We start from the raw sequence: 16,983 nt of genomic DNA, 5'->3' as shown, positions 1-16,983 counted from the left end.
GATGATCCAGGAGGGACGGCAGGGGACGGCGGCCGCGTGGTGCGGGCGTCTGCTGCTGCTCTCCGCCCTGCTGCTGGGCATCGTCACGATGCACACGCTGGGGCATCCGACGGGGCACGCGGGTTCGGGTACCGGTACGGGTACGGGCCACATGGCCGGCACGCATGCGGCGGCCGGCACGCATGCGGCAGCCGGGGCACATGCGGCAGCCGGGGCGGACGCGACCGCCGGGGCGCATCCGCAGGCGCACTCCGCCGCCCACGCCCCCGCCTCCGGCCCCGTCGCCGGCGATCCCCTCTCCGCCCCCGGCATGGACCCCATGTCCGTCTGCCTGGCCGTCCTCGGCGCCGCCCTCCTGGCGCTGGTCCTGCTGCTGGTCACCGCCGCCCTCCGCCGTCCCGCCGCTGCCGTGGCCGCGGTCCGGGCGCGGCTGCTGCGGGCCCTGTGGCCGATCCCGCCGCCTCCGCGGCACAAGTCCCTCGCGCGGCTGTCGGTGCTGCGGGTGTAGGAGCGCGCGTCCACGCGCCCCCACCCTTTCTTCACCGATCCCTCAGAGGTGCACTCACCCATGCGTACGCACAGCCATACCCACACCCGTACCCACACCCGCCGCGCCGTGCTCGGCGCCGGCCTCGCCGCCGCCGGGGGCGGCCTGCTCGCCGCCTGCTCCGACGGCTCCGGCGGCTCCTCCTCCCCCTCCGCCGCGCCCGCCTCCTTCGTCGCGCCGGACGGCGCGGAGGTCGCCGCGGCCGAGGCGAAGCGCGGGAGCGGCCCCGTCCGCGACGTCCGGCTCACCGCCACCCGTGCGCAGATAGACCTGGGCGGCCGTACGGTCGGCACCTGGGCCTACGGCGACCGGCTGCCCGGCAAGGAGGTCCGGGTCACCGCGGGCGACACGCTCGCCCTCACCCTCGCCAACCACCTGCCCGAGCCCACCTCGATGCACTGGCACGGGCTCGCGCTCCGCAACGACATGGACGGCGTGCCGGGCGTCACGCAGCAGCCGGTCAAGGCGGGGGCGTCGTTCACCTACCGCTTCGCGGTCGCGCACCCCGGCACGTACTGGTTCCACCCGCACTCGGGCGTCCAGCAGGACCGCGGGCTGTACGCGCCGCTGATCGTGGAGGACCCCAAGGAGCCGCTGCAGTACGACAAGGAGTGGGTCGTCGTCCTCGACGACTGGGTGGACGGGGTGGACGGCAGCACGCCGGACGCGGTGCTGGCGGAGCTGGCCAAGGGCATGGACCACGACATGGGGGGCATGGACCACGGCGGGAGCGGTGGAGGCCACGGCGGGGGCGGCATGCACCACATGTCGATGACGTCCGCGACATCCACGGCGTCGGAGAAGGCATCGGAGAAGGCATCGGAGAAGTCGCCGTCCCGCATGCTGATGGGCGCCACCAGCCCCCTCCTCGGCGGGGACGCGGGCGACGTCGCCTACCCGTACTACCTGGTCAACGGGCGTGCGCCCGCCGATCCCGAGACCTTCACGGCCAAGCCGGGCGACCGGATCCGCATCCGCCTCGTCAACGCGGGCGGGGACACCGCCTTCCGCGTCGCCCTCGGCGGCCACCGGATGACGGTCACCCACACCGACGGCTTCCCCGTCGAGCACGCGGAAACGGACGCGCTGCTGCTGGGCATGGGCGAACGCTACGACGTGCTGGTCGAGGCGAAGGACGGCGTCTTCCCGCTGACGGCGCTGGCCGAGGGCAAGAAGGAGGCCGCGCTGGCGCTGCTGCGGACGGGCGGCGGCGCGGCCCCCGGCGCGTCGGCGCGCCCGCGCGAGCTGGACGGGAAGCTCCTCACCGCCGACCGGCTCAAGTCGGACAAGGCCGTACGGCTGCGTGACCGCGCGCCCGACCGCACGGTCACGCTCCGGCTGACCGGCTCGATGGCGAAGTACGACTGGGCGATCAACGGGGAGAAGTACGCGCCCTCGCGGCGGCTGCCCGTGGCGGCGGGCGAGCGGGTGCGGCTCTCCTTCGTCAACGCGACCACGATGTGGCACCCCATGCACCTGCACGGCCACACCTTCGCCCTGCCGGGCGGGGGCCCGCGCAAGGACACGGCGATCGTGCTGCCCGGCAAGCGGCTGGACGTGGACTTCGACGCCGACAACCCTGGTCTGTGGATGCTCCACTGCCACAACGTCTACCACTCCGAGTCGGGGATGATGACGCTGCTCGGCTACCGGAAGTAGGCGCGGGCGGGGGCCGGGACGGGCTGACCGCGACCCGCCCGGCCCTCCGGCGTGGGAGCCCCGAGATCGCGTCAGTTAGACGAGTACTCTGGGCGGCGTGCCTCAACTTCGCCTCGCTCTGAACCAGATCGACTCCTGCGTCGGGGACCTCGCCGGGAACGCCGAGTCGATCGTCCACTGGACCCGGCACTCCGCCGGGCAGGGCGCCCACCTGGTGGCGTTCCCCGAGATGGCGCTGACCGGCTACCCCGTCGAGGACCTGGCCCTGCGCGGCTCCTTCGTGGAGGCCTCGCGCGCCGCGCTGCACGCGCTCGCCGCGCGCCTCGCCGACGAGGGCCTCGGCGAACTGCCCGTGATCGTCGGGTACCTGGACCGCAGCGAGGAGGCGCGCCCGCGCCTGGGCCGCCCCGCGGGCGCCCCGCGCAACGCCGCGGCCGTGCTGCACCGCGGCGCGGTCGCCCTGTCCTTCGCCAAGCACCACCTGCCGAACTACGGCGTCTTCGACGAGTTCCGGTACTTCGTGCCCGGCGACACCATGCCGGTGATCCGGGTGCACGGCGTGGACGTGGCCCTCGCGATCTGCGAGGACCTGTGGCAGGAGGGCGGCCGGGTGCCCGCCGCACGCTCCGCCGGCGCCGGGCTGCTGCTGTCCGTCAACGCCTCCCCGTACGAACGGGAGAAGGACGACACCCGCCTGGAACTGGTGCGCAAGCGCGCCCAGGAGGCCGGCTGCACGACCGCGTACCTGGCCATGACCGGCGGCCAGGACGAGCTGGTCTTCGACGGCGACACGATCGTCGTCGACCGCCACGGCGAGGTCGTCGCCCGCGCTCCCCAGTTCGAGGAGGGCTGCATGCTCCTCGACCTCGACCTGCCGGCCGCCGCCGGCGGGCCGCCGGCCGGGACCGTCGACGACGGCCTGCGCATCGACCACGTCACCCTCTCCGCGGACCCGCTCCCGCCCTACGAGCCGGAGACGCCGGGCGGCGCGGTGCCGCACCTCGGTGACGACGCCGAGGTCTACCGGGCCCTGGTCACCGGCCTGCGCGCGTACGTCGCCAAGAACAACTTCCGCAGCGTCCTGATCGGCCTGTCCGGCGGCATCGACTCCGCGCTCGTCGCGGCCCTCGCCTGCGACGCCGTCGGGCCGGAGAACGTGTACGGCGTCGCCATGCCCTCGCGCTACTCCTCCGAGCACTCGCTCTCCGACGCCGAGGAGCTCGCCCGCCGCACCGGGCTGAACTTCCGCACCGTCCCGATCGCGCCGATGTTCGACGCCTACATGGGCGCCCTGGGCCTGACCGGCCTCGCCGAGGAGAACCTGCAGTCGCGGCTGCGCGGCACGATGCTGATGGCCATCAGCAACCAGGAGGGCCACATCGTCCTCGCCCCGGGCAACAAGTCCGAGCTGGCGTGCGGCTACTCCACGCTCTACGGCGACTCGGTCGGCGCGTACGGCCCGATCAAGGACGTCTACAAGACCTGGATCTTCCGCCTGGCGAAGTGGCGCAACGCGGACGCCGCGTCCCGCGGCGAGACCCCGCCCATCCCGGAGAACTCCATCACCAAGCCCCCGAGCGCCGAACTCCGCCCGGGCCAGGTGGACACGGACTCCCTGCCGGACTACGACGTCCTCGACCGCATCCTGGAGCTCTACGTCGACCGCGACCGCGGCCACGCCGAGATCGTCGCCGAGGGCTTCGACACGGAGCTCGTCACGCGTGTTCTGCGGATGGTCGACACGGCGGAGTACAAGCGCCGCCAGTACCCGCCGGGCACGAAGATCTCGGCGAAGGGGTTCGGGAAGGACCGGCGGCTGCCCATCACCAATCGGTGGCGCGAGACGGGGTGAGGGGCCCGTCCCCGCCCATCCCTCCGGATATTCGGACAACCAAGGTCGTACTGCGTGGTAGCTTGCGGACCTGACTTTTCTAGATCCGGGGGGATACTTCGTGTTTTCTCGTACGCACAAGCTTCTGATCAGCGGCGTCGGCGCGGCAGCCGTCGTCCTGGGCGCGGCCGCGCCCGGCATCGCGGCGGGTGAGGACACCACCTTGCCCTCCGCCGTGGAGACCTTCGAGTACCCCGGCGCCGCGAAGATCTTCAAGGAGCGGGGCATCAAGCTCGAGCGGGGCGACGGGCACATCCTGTTCGCCGACTGCAGCGCCTCCGAGGACATCGTCGTCTACACGAAGACGACCGAGGGGCCCAACCACGGCAGGTACTGCTTCCGGGTCACCGGGAGCGGCAAGAAGGGCTACCTCGCCCTCGAACTTCCCGACGCGATCGGCATCAGCGCCAAGAAGTACACCGTGTGGGCATCCGTCACGGGCAGCGGCTTCGTCGAGGTGCCCAAGAACGACTTCAAGGCCGTCGGCGAATCCGCCACGGGCAAGCCCGGCTCGCTGCTCGCGCTCCAGGTCTGACCGCACCCCGGGCCCGACGGACGCCGCCGCGTCCGCGCTCACGCACCACAGCTCATGACCCGGGCCCGGCGCCGCACGACGGGCCCTCGAGGAGAACATCAATGTCTGCCATACGTCCGCGCGCTGCGTGGATGACCGGAGTCCTCGCGTCCGCCGTTGCGGCGGGCCTGCTGACCGGCGCTCCGGCACACGCCGTCGCCGGCGAGCCGGTCGCCGACGGCGAGTACGCCTTCACGGCGAAGCTCGACATCAACGAGGGCGCGCGCAGCTGCTCCGCCACCCTCGTCCAGCAGGAGTGGCTGATCAGCGCTGCCAGCTGCTTCTCCGACGACCCGGCGAGGAGCTTCAAGGTCGCCCCGGGCGCCCCGAAGTGGAAGACGACCGCCACCATCGGGCGCACGGACCTCGGCCGGGAGGGCAACGGCGCGGTCGTGGACGTCGTCGAACTCGTGCCGCGCGAGGACCGCGACTTGGTCATGGCGCGGCTGGCGCAGCCCGTCGCCAACGTCAAGCCGGTGGACGCCCTCGGGTACGAGCTGCCGCTGCCGCACAACGCCCTGCGGGCGACCGGTTACGGCCGGACCAAGGACGAGTGGGTTCCCGACCGTCTGCACACCGCCGAGTTCAAGGTCAGCTCGACGACCGCCACCACCCTGAACATCGAGGGCGTGTCTCCTGACGCCACCGTGTGCCAGGGCGACACGGGCGGCCCCCTCTTCACGTACCACCAGGACTACGCCCAGCTGTACGGCATTCACAGCACCTCCGGCCAGGCCGGTTGCTTCGGCACGGACGAGTCGGAGAAGCGACGTGCCGCGTCCGAGACCCGCGTCGACGACATCGCCGGCTGGATCCAGGCCGTCGCCTCCCGCAACGTCCTGTCCCGGGTGAACTGGAAGGACGCGGTCCATGTCGTCCCGGGCCACTTCGCCTCGCTCGACGGTGAGCGCTCCGACCTCTTCGTCGTCTGGGCCGACGGCTCGGCCAGCGTCTTCGAGAGCTCCGGCAAGCAGGACCCCAAGTACCCGTTCGTGAACGAGTACAAGATCGCTCCCCCGGGCAGCTACTGGAAGGACGCCGAGGCCGTCACCAGCACCCAGGCCGATCCTTCCGGGTACGACGGGCTCACCGTCCGCTGGAAATCCGGCAAGCTCTCGACCTACCGCGAGGTCACCACGCGCGGCGTCGGGTACGAGACCACGCTGGCGTACAGCAGCAGCTGGAAGAACGCCCGCTCCATCGCGGCCGGCCGCCACACCGACAAATACCGGCGCAACGACCTGGTCGTCCTGTGGGCAGACGGCTCGACCTCCATGTACTCCGACACCGACGCCTACGGCGTCTCCAAGGAGACCCAGCTGACCCGGGGCGACAAGACCCGCGTCGATGCACAGATCACCTCTGGCCAGTTCACCGGCAAGGGCCTGGACGACCTGATCGTCCGCACCAAGAACGGCAAGACCGACCTCTTCCCCGGCCTGGGCACGACCGGCTTCCGCGACAGCATCGCCCTCCGCCCCGACGGCTCCGCCTGGAAGTACGCCCAGCCGCTGGTGGCCGGCTCCTTCGGGGGCGGCGAGAAGGAGGATCTCCTCGCTCGCTGGGCCGACGGCAACCTGAGCTACTACCCGGAGGTCGACGCCGCCGGCACCCACGGCGAGATCCAGCTCGTCGGCTGACGGCGGTTCTCCGGCCGCTCGCGTTAGCATTGCTTGATCGTTCAAGCAATGCTAACGGAGTGAGTCCGCAGTGAAGGTCGAGATCTACAGCGACATCGCGTGCCCCTGGTGCCACGTCGGCAAGAGCCGCTTCGAGCAGGCCCTGGCCGCGTTCCCCGGGGCCGACGGCGTCGAGGTGGTCTACCGGCCCTTCCAGCTCGACCCGCACGCCCCCGAGGAGCCGCTGCCCCACCGCGAGGTGCTGGCCGCCAAGTACGGGCCGCAGTCCGTCGCCATGGACGACCACATCACGCGGCTGGGGGCGGACGAGGGGCTCACCTTCGACTTCGACACCGTCGTGGAGAACAACTCCCTCCTCGCCCACCGCCTCCTGCGCTTCGTCCTGGAGGAGTACGGGGCGGACGCCCAGGCCCGGTTCAAGGGGCGGCTGCTGGAGGCCCACTTCGGCGAGGGTCTCGACATCGGCGACCGCGAGCACCTGACGGACGCCGCCGTCACCGTGGGCCTGGACCGGGATCCCGTCGCCGTCTTCCTCGACGGCGACGACCTGCACGACGAGGTCCTGGACGAGATCGAGGAGGCGCGGCAGCGGGGCGTCACCGCGGTGCCGACGTTCGTGTTCGAGGGGCAGTGGGCCGTCCAGGGCGGGCAGGACCCGGCCACCTTCCTGAAGATCCTCCAGCAGGTCGCGGAAGCGACCGGGGCCAAGGCCGAGGCCCAGGCCCGGGCAGGAGCCGGCGAGGCCTGCGCGGACGGCGCCTGCGCGGTCTAGCCCGAGCCCCGGGCGCCGCGCACCTCGAGCCCGTCCAGGAGCCGCTGCGTGGCCGCCGCGACGGCGGTCACCGCCTCCTCGAACACGGCCTCGTTGTGCGCGGCGGGGTGGTGGAACCCCGACACCTTCCGTACGTACTGCAGGGCGGCGGCGCGGATGTCCTCGTCCTCGACGGAGGGCATCATCGGCGGGCGCAGGGTCTTAATGCTGCGGCACATGAGTCCAGTGTGCCGCAGCGTGACAGTATCGCTGTCATGACTACTTCTGATGTTGCCCAGGACGCGAAGAAGGCCCCGGCGAAGGACCCTTGGGAGCTCCCCGACGTCTCCGGCCTGGTGGTCGGCGTGCTCGGCGGCACCGGTGACCAGGGCCGCGGCCTCGCGTACCGGCTGGCCAAGGCCGGCCAGCAGGTGATCATCGGCTCGCGGGCGGCCGAGCGGGCGCAGGCGGCCGCCGGCGAGCTGGGCCTCGGCATCGAGGGCGCCGGCAACGCCGAGTGCGCCCGCCGCAGCGACATCGTGATCGTCGCCGTGCCGTGGGACGGCCACGCCAAGACCCTCGAAGGGCTGCGCGAGGAGCTCGCGGGCAAGCTCGTCGTCGACTGCGTCAACCCGCTGGGCTTCGACAAGAAGGGCGCCTACGCCCTCAAGCCGGAGGAGGGCAGCGCCGCCGAGCAGGCCGCCGCGCTGCTGCCGGACTCGCGCGTCACCGCCGCCTTCCACCACCTCTCCGCGGTGCTGCTGCAGGACCCGGAGATCGAGGCGATCGACACCGACGTGATGGTGCTCGGCGAGGCGCGCGCCGACACCGACATCGTGCAGGCCCTGGCGGGCCGCATCCCCGGCATGCGCGGCGTCTTCGCGGGCCGGCTGCGCAACGCCCACCAGGTGGAGTCGCTCGTCGCCAACCTGATCTCGGTGAACCGCCGCTACAAGGCCCACGCCGGGCTGCGCGTCACCGACGTCTGACCGGCCGCGGGTGGGGGGACGCCACGGCGGCGCGCCGCCTGAGCGACAATGGCCGGGATCGTGACCGTATGCGCCCCCGGACAGGAGCCGTCCCCCATGCCCCGCCTCGCCCTCTACGCCCTCGCCGTCTGCGTCCTCTCGGTCGCGGCGGCCGTCGTCTCCTTCGCGCAGGGCAGCTGGCTCGGCATCGTCTGGATCCTGATGCTCGGCGTCTCGTCCAACATCGCCTGGTACTACGTGCGCAAGGCGAAGAACGACAAGGCCGCCGCCGAGGGCGGGGACGCGTAGGGCGGGCCCCTGTCCCGCCCCCTGCCCTCCGCCCCTGCGGGGCGTCATGCCTCGGGTGCCGGTTCCCATCCCTGTGGCGAGCCCGGCGGCTGCTGGTAGACGGGCCTGCCCCCGGCTCCGCTGGTGCGGAAGGGCCTGCCCCGGTCGTCGAGCCGGAGGACGCCGCGCCGGTCGCCGCTGGACCACTGCAGCTCCAGGTACCACTTCACGTCGTGCTGCGCGGCGGCCGCCTTGACGTAGAAGACCTCGGGGTCGCTCTCGCTCACCTTGTACGGGAAGTCGCGCTGGCCGGCCTTCGGGGTGACGGCGGGCCGGGCGGCGTCGAGGTCGACGCCGAAGGACTTCGTCGACACGTCCCCGCCGCAGCCGACGCCCATGATGTAGCTGTTCCAGGGCAGCGGCGCCTTCGTGCCCTGCACCCGCACGTGCAGCCCTTCGAGGACGACGGTGTCCTTGCCGGTGCCCTGCAGGGTGATCTCGATGAACTGCGAGCCGGCCGCGACGCCGCCCAGCGCGGACACCCACGGGGGCGCGTCCTGCTCCGACGGGGGCGGCGTGACGTCGCCCGGTGCCCGGTCGATCAGATAGCGCTGGGAGCAGGGGTCCTCGAACGCGTACGGGCGGACGTGGGCGGTCAGGGGGACGCCGCTCTCCGCGGGGGCGCCGTGCGGCTTGCCCCCGGAGGCGGCGGGGGCGGAGCCGCCCTGCGACGGGGACGCCGCGGGGGCGCCGCTCTCCTTCCCCCCTTCGCTCCCCTCGCCCCCTTCCTGCTTCTCCTTTCCGGGCGCCGACGAGGACGGGCTGCCGCCCGGGCCCGTGCTCGGCCCGCCGGAGCTCCCCGGGTTCCCGTGCGCCCCGGACACCGCCCGGGAGGCCGCTCCCGCGGGGCGCTTCGCGGCGGACCCGGGCCCGTCCTCGCCTCCGAGGCCGACGGCGAGCGCGGTGGAGCCCAGCACGGTGGCCGCGGCGACGGCCGACAGCGTGGCGAGGACCGCCTTCCGGGACGGGCGCCGCCGCCATGGCGCCACACTCCCCCCTGATGGAGCCCGTGATGGCGCCACCGGCGCCGGCGAGGCGGAACGGGCGGAAGCGGCGGCCGGAGACGACTCGACAGCCGGTTCCGGGGCGGCCCCGGATACCGGCTCCGCGGCAACCGCAGCCGCAGCTGCGGGTGCCGGCTCCGAACCGGCCGCAGGAGCCGGGGCCGCCGAATCCGGTGGCTGCGGCTGCCCCGGAGACGGAGGCGCAGGCGGCGCCGGAGCCGACGCCGGATCCGGAACGGCGGCCGCCGCCTGCGCCTTACGTCCGCGCGTCGCGTCCGCGACGATCCACCGCCGGTGAACCTCCATCAGTTCTTCCGGCGTGGCCTTGCACAGCCGGGCCAGCCGCTCCACCGGAGCGAACTCCGTCGGCACGGCGGAGCCGCTGCAATACCGGTGCAGCGTCGACGTACTGACGTGCAGCCGCTTGGCCAGCACCCCGTAACTCACGCCCGACCGCTCCTTCAGCGACCGCAGCATCTCCGCGAGATCGCCCGCCTCCACGTCACTCCCCCATCCCAGGTACCCGTTCCAGGGAACCGACGTTCCCCCAGGTCAGAGCCTATGCAAGCGTTCCCGCGTCCCTGATCCGCCGACAGCCCTGGCGCCCGGGACGAGGTACCGCACAAGCTTTCGCCATCCAAGCACGCCGCTCCCGCAATCCGTTCGAGCGGCACTCCGCTGCCCACCCGCGAAGAAAGAGACCAGCCATGCGCGCCTCCGCCCGCCGAGCCCACCCCCGTCCCCGCCCGTTCGCCACCGCGGGCCTGGCGGCCGCCGCGCTCGCCATGCTCTCGCTGGCGGCGTGCAGCGGAAGCGGGGAGGGCGAGGGCGTCCGCAAGGAGGGTGCCGCCTCTTCGCAGCCTTCCGAGCCGGGCGCGGCCTCCCTGCCCCCGGAGTCCGCGAAGTCCCCGCAGGCGGGGCAGGCACCCCAGGCCAAGCCGGGCGCACAGAAGGGCGGGTCGGCCGGCGCCACGCCGCACGGCGCGCAGCGGACCGGAACGACGACGCACGACCCGTACGCCCCGGAGAACCGCGTGCCCTGCACCGCCGCCAACACCAAGGTCGCCGCCGCACCGCTCCCCCGCCCCCTCAACCACATGCTCATCACCGTCACCAACACGGGATCCAAGATGTGCGACCTGAAGGGGTACCCCGCCGTGAAGTTCGAGGGCGCCCAGTCCGTCCCGCCGGTCATGGAGAACACCAAGCCGCAGGCGGTCACTTCCCTGCCGCCGGGCGGGAAGGGCTACGCGGCCGTGATCCTCTCCGCGGGCGACGGCAGCGGCGGCGAGGGCCGCACGGCGCGCAGCCTCGAAGTCGGCTTCGAGGGCGGCGACAGGATGGCCAGGGCCGCCCTCCCGGCCGAGGGCGTGCACATCGACGACTCGCTGCGCGTCACGTACTGGGTGTCCACGGTCGAGGACGCGCTCTCCTGACCCTGCCGCCCCGCCCCCGCCCCCGCACCATCCCCCGAGCCCCAGGCCGCCCCGGCCCGGGGCTCTCCCCTTCGGCGCGCCCCCACCCCGCGACGCCACCAAGCCCTGCGTTGCGCCACCCCCTCTTGCATATGGCGCCACAGCGGTGCCATGATGACGTCACGGCGCGGGAAACCGCGCGGGTTTCCCGAGAGGCACCCCCTGCAACCGGAGGACTTCCATGGAACGCGAACTGCCCGCCGCCGAGCCCCTGGCAGCGCTGCCGACCGCCCGCCCCGCGGGCTGCCCCTTCGACCCGCCCGCCGGGCTGGCCGGACTGCGCGAACAGCAGCCGCTGATACGGATGCGCTACCCGGACGGTCACGTGGGCTGGCTCGCCACCGGCTACGCCACGGTCCGCGCGATCATGGCCGACCCGCGCTTCAGCTCGCGGTACGAGCTCATGCACTTCCCGGTCGAGCTGCCCGGCCTGCCCGAAGGCGGCAGCCTGCCCCCGGCGCCCGTAGGAGACATGACGGGGATGGACGCCCCCGAGCACACCCGTTACCGGAAGCTGCTCGCCGGGAAGTTCACCGTCCGCCGGATGCGGGCCCTGACCGAGCGCGTCGAGCAGATCACCGCCGAGCACCTGGACGCCATGGAGCGCCGGGGCCCGTCCGCCGACCTGGTGGAGGCCTACGCCCAGCCGATCCCCGCGCTGATGATCTGCGAGCTGCTCGGCGTGCCCTACGCCGACCGGGAGCTCTTCCACCGGCACACGCTGACGCTGACCGACATGCGCTCCTCGGACGAGGAGAGGTACGCCGCCGTCACCGGGATACACGAGTACCTGAACACGCTGGTGCCGGCCAAGCGCGCCGAGCCCACCGACGACGTGCTCAGCGAACTGACCACGAGCGACCTCACCGACGAGGAACTCGCGGGCCTCGGCGGCTTCCTGCTCGGCGCCGGCCTCGACACCACCGCCAACATGATCGCCCACGGGGCCTTCGCCCTCCTGCGGAACCCGGGTCAGCTCGCCGCGCTGCGCAGCGACCCGGACCTCGCCGACCGGGCGGTCGAGGAGCTGATGCGCTACCTGACCATCGCCCACACCGGCATCAAGGCGGCCCTGGAGGACGTCGAGCTGGACGGTCACCTGATCAAGGCCGGCGAGACCGTCACCGTCTCCTTCGAGGCCGCCAACCGCGACCCCCTCCGGTTCCCCGGCCCCGACGTCCTCGACCTGCACCGCAAGGCCACCGGGCACCTGGGCTTCGGCCACGGCATCCACCAGTGCCTGGGGCAGCAACTGGCCCGCGTCGAGATGCGGGTCGCCCTGCCGGCGCTCTTCGAGCGGTTCCCGACGCTGCGCCTGGCCGTCCCGGCCGGGGAGGTGCCGCTGCGCACCCACTCGAACATCTACGGGGTGCACAGCCTCCCGGTCACCTGGGACGCCGCGTGAGTGCGGCATGAGACCGGCCCCGGGCCCACACGGGGGGGCCTGGGGCCTTCGCGCGCCGCGGACCGACGGATCAGCGGCCGGCCGGCCCGGCGGCTCAGAGGACGATGCCCGACAGCGGCGGGATGTCCGGGGTGCCCTGCCAGAAGCGGAACAACTCCTGGCCCCAGTACGTGTCCCACGCCGTCACGTCGAGGAACCGCAGCACCGCGTCGATCATGTCGAAGAACGCGTGGTTGACCTCGGGGATCCACAGGAAGCCGAAGACGGCCAGTATCCCGAACGGCGCGAACGGCTCCACCTGGCGCCGCACCTTGTACGACAGCCACGGCTCGACCACCCCGTAGCCGTCCAGGCCCGGCACCGGCAGGAAGTTGAGGATCGCGGCGGTCACCTGGAGCTGCGCCATGAAGCCGAGCGCGTAGCGGAAGTGGTCCGGGACGCCGTCCATCGCGCCGAGCCAGAACGGGGCGGTGACCACCACGGCGAACGCGGCGTTCGCCAGCGGGCCCGCGGCCGAGATCATGCTGTGCTTCCAGCGGCCGCGGATGCGGTGCCGCTCGATGAAGACCGCGCCGCCGGGCAGGCCGATCCCGCCCATGATCACGAAGATGACGGGCAGGACGATGCTCAGCAGCGCGTGCGTGTACTTCAGCGGGTCGAGCGTCAGATAGCCCTTGGCGCCCACCGTGAGGTCGCCGCCGTGCAGGGCGGTGCGCGCGTGCGCGTACTCGTGCAGGCACAGCGAGACGACCCAGCCGGAGACGACGAAGAGGAAGACGGCGAAGCCGGGGCTCGCCGAGAAGTCCGTCCACACCGCCCATATGGAGACGCCCATGATGGCGACGAGGGCGAGGAAGACGGGACTCACGCGCCGTTCACCGCGGGTCGCTGTCGGCATGACTTCTGCTCCTGTGAGGTGGGCGGCACCGCCCGGCCGCCCGGGCGGGCGGCTGCGGCGGACGTACCGGGTGACGGTACTTCCTCCACCCCTCCGGGCCGTAACCCGGCCGGTACGGGCCCGGGAGAGAATGGGGCCGTGCGTTACGGCATCCTCGGCACCACCCAGGCCCACTCCGGCGACGGCCGGCCCACCGCCCTCGGCGGCGCCCGGCTGCGCGCCCTCCTCGCCGCGCTCGCCCTCCACCCGGGGCGCGTCCGCACCGCCGAGGCGCTGATCGACGAGGTCTGGGGCGGCGAGCCGCCCGCCGACGCGGCGGGCGCCCTGCAGGCACTCGTGGGCCGGCTCCGGCGGGCCGTCGGGCACGACGCCGTCGCCTCGGCGGCCGGCGGCTACCGGCTCCGTGCCGCGCCCGAGGACGTCGACCTTCACCGCTTCCAGCGGCTCGCGGAGGAAGGCGCCCGGGCCCTGGCCGACGGCGACCCCGCCAGGGCCGCGGACCTGCTCGGCGCCGGCCTCGCCCTGTGGCGCGGGCCCGTCCTCGCCGACCTCCCGGGCCGGGCGGCCCTCGCCGTCCGCTACGAGGCGCGCCGCCTGGACGCCCGCCGCACGCAGCTGGCCGCCGCGGTCGCCCTCGGCCGGGCGGAGCAGGTCCTTCCGGAGCTCGCCGCGCTGTGCGAGGAGCATCCGCTGGACGAGCCCCTGCACGCCGTGCGGCTGCGCGCCCTGCGGGCGGCGGGGCGCCCGGCGGAGGCGCTCGCCGCGTACGCGGACATCGCCGACGACCTCTCCACCCGCCTGGGCACGGACCCGGGCCCGGAACTCCGCACCCTCCACGCGGAGCTGCTGAACCCGGAACGGGGAGCGGCGTACGGTGCGCGGCACGACGCCGCACCGCGCCCGGGGACGCCCTACGCGCCGGGTGGTTCCGCGCCGGACGGCCCCACGGGCCCCCGGAGCACGCCCTGCCCGCCGGACCACCCCGCCGCGCACGGCACCGCCGCGACACCACAGGGCACGCCTCACCCGTCGCCCGGCACTGCGGCGTACGGCGCCACGGCACCGCATGGCGGGGCCGCGCCGGGCAACGCCGTGGAGCCGCACGACCGCCCGTACCCGCCCGCCGCGCCGGCGCCCGGCGCCACCACGCCGTCCCCGGGCGCGGGGGCGACCGCCGGCGGCACCCCCCTGCCCCCGCCCGGCAACCTCCGGGCCCGGCTCACCTCCTTCGTCGGGCGGGAGGACGACATCGCGGCCATCGGGGGTGATCTGCGGGCGCACCGGCTGGTGACGCTGCTCGGGCCCGGGGGTGCCGGCAAGACGCGGCTGTCGCTGGAGGCGGCCGAGGCCGTTGCCGGGGACGGGGGCGGGTGGCGCGACGGCGTGTGGTTCGCCGAGCTCGCGCCCGTCGACGATCCGGCCACCGTGCCCGAGGCGGTGCTGACCGCGCTCGGCGGGCGCGAGACCGTGGTGCGGACGACCGCCGACGGGCTGCGGGCCGCGGGGGACGCCTCCGCGACGGACCCGCTGGCGCGCCTCGCCGAGCACTGCGCGCCGCGCCGCATGCTGCTCGTCCTCGACAACTGCGAGCACGTCGTCGACGCCGCGGCCCGCCTCGCCGAGACGCTCCTCGCCCACTGCCCGGGCGTCACCGTGCTGGCCACCAGCCGCGAGCCGCTGGGCGTGCCCGGCGAGGCGGTGCGGCCCGTGGAGCCGCTGCCCGACACGGTCGCCCTGCGGCTGCTCGCCGACCGCGGGGCCGCGGCCCGCCCGGGCTTCCGCATCGAGGACGACCCGGAGGCGTGTGCCGAGATCTGCCGCCGCCTGGACGGGCTGCCGCTGGCCATCGAGCTCGCCGCGGCCCGGCTGCGGCTGCTCGGCCCGCGCACCCTGGCCGACCGCCTGGACGACCGCTTCCGGCTGCTGACCTCCGGCAGCCGCACCGTCCTGCCGCGCCAGCAGACGCTGCGCGCCGTCGTCGACTGGTCGTGGGACCTGCTCGACGGGCCCGAGCGCGCCGTGCTGCGCCGCCTGTCGGTCTTCTCCGGCGGCTGCGACCTGGCCGCCGCGGAGGAGGTGTGTTCCGACGGGCCGGACGCGGGCACGGACACAGGTACCGACACGGGCACGGCCGCTGCGCACCCCGGCGCCGTCGGGGCCCGGGACGTCGCCGCCCTCCTCGGCTCGCTCGTCGACAAGTCGCTGGTGGTCGCCGAGCCCGCGGCCGGCGGCGAGATGCGCTACCGGCTGCTGGAGACCGTCGGGGAGTACGCCGCCGAGCGGCTGGACGAGGCGGGCGAGCGGGCGGGCGCCGAGCGCCGCCACCTGGTGGCCTACCGCGAGCTGGCCCGCACCGCGGACCCGCTGCTGCGCGGCCCGGCCCAGGGCGTCTGGCTGGAGCGGCTGGAGCTGGAGCACGACAACCTGCGCACCGCCCTGCGGCGTGCCGTCGCGGCGCAGGACGAGCAGGAGGCGCTGTGCCTGGCGCTGTCCATGGGCTGGTTCTGGCAGCTCAGGGACCACCGCGCGGACGCCGCGCACTGGGCGGAGGTCGTGGGGGCGATGGGCCCCGACCCGTTCGCCGGGCCGGTCGCCCCGGTCGCGCCGCTGTACGTGGCGTGCACCGAGCAGCCGCCGCCGATGGCGCCCGAGGTGCTGGCGGAGGCGCGGCGCGGGGTGCACCTGGCGCGGCTGGTCAGCATCACGGACATGGCCGTGATCCATTCGCCGGACATGCAGCGCAGGCTGCGCGTCATCTCCGCGGCCTACGCGGACGGGCAGCCGCAGACCTGCCGCGTGCCGGGCTTCATCGTCTTCTTCGCCATCCTCATGACCGGCGATTTCGAGGCGCTCTACCGGACCTTGGACACGATGGTCGCGCGCTGCCGCGAGCTGGGTTACGCATGGGAGCTCGGCCACGCCCTGCAGCTGCGCTCGAAGATATTCAACGACCAGCCCGGCGGGCTGGACCAGGCCACCGCGGACGCGGAGGAGAGCGTACGGATCTTCCGGCGGCTCGGGGACTCCTGGGGCGTGGCGGAGGGGCTGACGGGCCTGGGCGAGGTGCACGAGCGGCGCGGGCAGTTCGGCCTGGCGGCCGAGGACTACCGGGAGGCCGTCGAGCAGGTCCGCGAGCTCGGCTCGACCGGGCAGCTGCCGGCGCTGCGCGCCCGGCTCGCCGGGGCGCTGGTGGAGGCGGGCACGGTCGGCGACGACGAGGGCGAGCAGATGCTGCGCGACGCCATCGCCGAGGCGGAGCAGGGCAATACGGACGCCGCGATCTTCGGCAGGCTGCAGCTCGGCGTGCGGGTGGCCCGCGCCGGGCGGACGGCCGAGGCCCGGGAGATCTTCGAGGAGCTGGTGTCGGACTTCGGCATCCGCTCGGTGGTGATGTTCGAGAGCCTGATGTGCGGTCAGATGGCCTGGCTGGACACGCTGGAGGGCCACCCGGAGGACGCCCTGCCGAGGCTGCGCAAGGCCCTGTCGATGTCCGGGGACCCGCTGTCGACGCTTGCGGTGCCGCAGCTGCCGATGACGCACCTGCTGTTCGCCGCCTTCGCCCACGCCGGGCTGGCCGGCGGGGAGCACGCGGAGCCCGCGGCCCGCGGGGAGCACGCGCTGCTGGCGGCCCGGCTGCTCGGTGCCGCCGAAGGCCTGCGCCCGGCCGACTTCCCGGTGGCGTCGGTGGAGCGCGAGGTGTACGAGCGCACGGAGGCCGGGGTGCGGGAGGTGCTCGGCGACGGCGCGTACGAGCGCGCGTACGCCGAGGGCGACGGCCTCACCCTGGAGGAGGCCGCCGCCCTCGTATGACGCGGACACGGGA

At 73.9% G+C, this 16,983-nt stretch carries 14 protein-coding genes and 1 pseudogene; 11 read left to right on the top strand and 4 right to left on the bottom strand.

Annotated features, from left to right (window positions below; all coding sequences use genetic code 11):
• Position 1: 1 nt before the first annotated feature.
• The 6 genes from ACFPP6_RS05020 (at position 2) to ACFPP6_RS04995 (ending at position 7,083) form a co-directional block, all read left to right on the top strand.
• Positions 2-508 carry a hypothetical protein gene (locus tag ACFPP6_RS05020; protein ID WP_382037581.1) on the top strand — a complete coding sequence of 169 codons (507 nt, stop codon included), beginning with the start codon at positions 2-4 and terminating at the stop codon, positions 506-508.
• Positions 509-568: 60 nt separating this feature from the next.
• Positions 569-2,206 carry a multicopper oxidase family protein gene (locus ACFPP6_RS05015; protein WP_382037579.1) on the top strand — a complete coding sequence of 546 codons (1,638 nt, stop codon included), beginning with the start codon at positions 569-571 and terminating at the stop codon, positions 2,204-2,206.
• 97 nt (positions 2,207-2,303) lie between these two features.
• Positions 2,304-4,058, top strand: a complete 1,755-nt coding sequence (locus tag ACFPP6_RS05010) for an NAD+ synthase (RefSeq protein ID WP_382037577.1) — start codon at positions 2,304-2,306, stop codon at positions 4,056-4,058.
• Positions 4,059-4,158: 100 nt separating this feature from the next.
• A complete protein-coding gene (locus ACFPP6_RS05005; RefSeq protein WP_382037575.1) occupies positions 4,159-4,632 on the top strand; it encodes a hypothetical protein in 474 nt (157 codons plus the stop codon).
• Positions 4,633-4,733: 101 nt separating this feature from the next.
• The gene (locus ACFPP6_RS05000; protein WP_382037574.1) at positions 4,734-6,311 is read left to right on the top strand and encodes a S1 family peptidase; all 1,578 of its coding nucleotides are present in this window, start codon (positions 4,734-4,736) and stop codon (positions 6,309-6,311) included.
• Between the two features lie 70 nt (positions 6,312-6,381).
• The gene (locus tag ACFPP6_RS04995; protein WP_382037573.1) at positions 6,382-7,083 is read left to right on the top strand and encodes a DsbA family oxidoreductase; all 702 of its coding nucleotides are present in this window, start codon (positions 6,382-6,384) and stop codon (positions 7,081-7,083) included.
• Here ACFPP6_RS04995 and ACFPP6_RS04990 read toward each other — a convergent pair.
• Positions 7,080-7,301, bottom strand: coding sequence for a DUF2277 domain-containing protein (locus ACFPP6_RS04990; RefSeq protein WP_382037571.1), 222 nt, complete (start codon positions 7,299-7,301; stop codon positions 7,080-7,082). The genes ACFPP6_RS04995 and ACFPP6_RS04990 overlap by 4 nt on opposite strands.
• A gap of 36 nt (positions 7,302-7,337) precedes the next feature.
• Between ACFPP6_RS04990 and npdG the strand changes: the two genes are divergently transcribed.
• Positions 7,338-8,051, top strand: coding sequence for an NADPH-dependent F420 reductase (npdG, locus tag ACFPP6_RS04985; RefSeq protein ID WP_382037569.1), 714 nt, complete (start codon positions 7,338-7,340; stop codon positions 8,049-8,051).
• A 96-nt stretch (positions 8,052-8,147) separates the two neighbouring features.
• Positions 8,148-8,339, top strand: coding sequence for a hypothetical protein (locus ACFPP6_RS04980; protein WP_058044698.1), 192 nt, complete (start codon positions 8,148-8,150; stop codon positions 8,337-8,339).
• A 44-nt stretch (positions 8,340-8,383) separates the two neighbouring features.
• Here the strand turns inward: ACFPP6_RS04980 and ACFPP6_RS04975 are convergent, their stop codons facing one another.
• The gene (locus ACFPP6_RS04975) at positions 8,384-9,367 is read right to left on the bottom strand and encodes a hypothetical protein (protein ID WP_382037735.1); all 984 of its coding nucleotides are present in this window, start codon (positions 9,365-9,367) and stop codon (positions 8,384-8,386) included.
• Positions 9,368-9,748: 381 nt separating this feature from the next.
• Positions 9,749-9,859, bottom strand: a pseudogene (locus ACFPP6_RS04970) (helix-turn-helix domain-containing protein); the annotation flags it as partial.
• A gap of 230 nt (positions 9,860-10,089) precedes the next feature.
• Here ACFPP6_RS04970 and ACFPP6_RS04965 point away from each other — a divergent pair.
• On the top strand, positions 10,090-10,818 hold the full coding sequence (locus tag ACFPP6_RS04965; RefSeq protein WP_382037567.1) for a DUF4232 domain-containing protein: 729 nt from the start codon (positions 10,090-10,092) through the stop codon (positions 10,816-10,818).
• A gap of 220 nt (positions 10,819-11,038) precedes the next feature.
• Complete coding sequence (locus ACFPP6_RS04960; protein ID WP_382037565.1) at positions 11,039-12,262, top strand: cytochrome P450; 1,224 nt, start codon at positions 11,039-11,041, stop codon at positions 12,260-12,262.
• Between the two features lie 94 nt (positions 12,263-12,356).
• Here the strand turns inward: ACFPP6_RS04960 and ACFPP6_RS04955 are convergent, their stop codons facing one another.
• Entirely contained in the window at positions 12,357-13,160 is an 804-nt protein-coding gene (locus ACFPP6_RS04955) for a site-2 protease family protein (RefSeq protein WP_382037563.1), read from the bottom strand.
• Positions 13,161-13,298: 138 nt separating this feature from the next.
• Here ACFPP6_RS04955 and ACFPP6_RS04950 point away from each other — a divergent pair, with 138 nt between their 5' ends.
• Complete coding sequence (locus ACFPP6_RS04950; protein ID WP_382037561.1) at positions 13,299-16,970, top strand: AfsR/SARP family transcriptional regulator; 3,672 nt, start codon at positions 13,299-13,301, stop codon at positions 16,968-16,970.
• The last annotated feature ends 13 nt before the right edge of the window (positions 16,971-16,983 follow it).

The sequence above is a fragment of the Streptomyces aureoversilis genome, from assembly GCF_042657885.1.
GTDB lineage: Bacteria > Actinomycetota > Actinomycetes > Streptomycetales > Streptomycetaceae > Streptomyces > Streptomyces aureoversilis.
The sequence above is the reverse complement of the archived record's forward strand: the minus strand, read 5'-3'. Positions and strand labels throughout refer to the sequence as shown.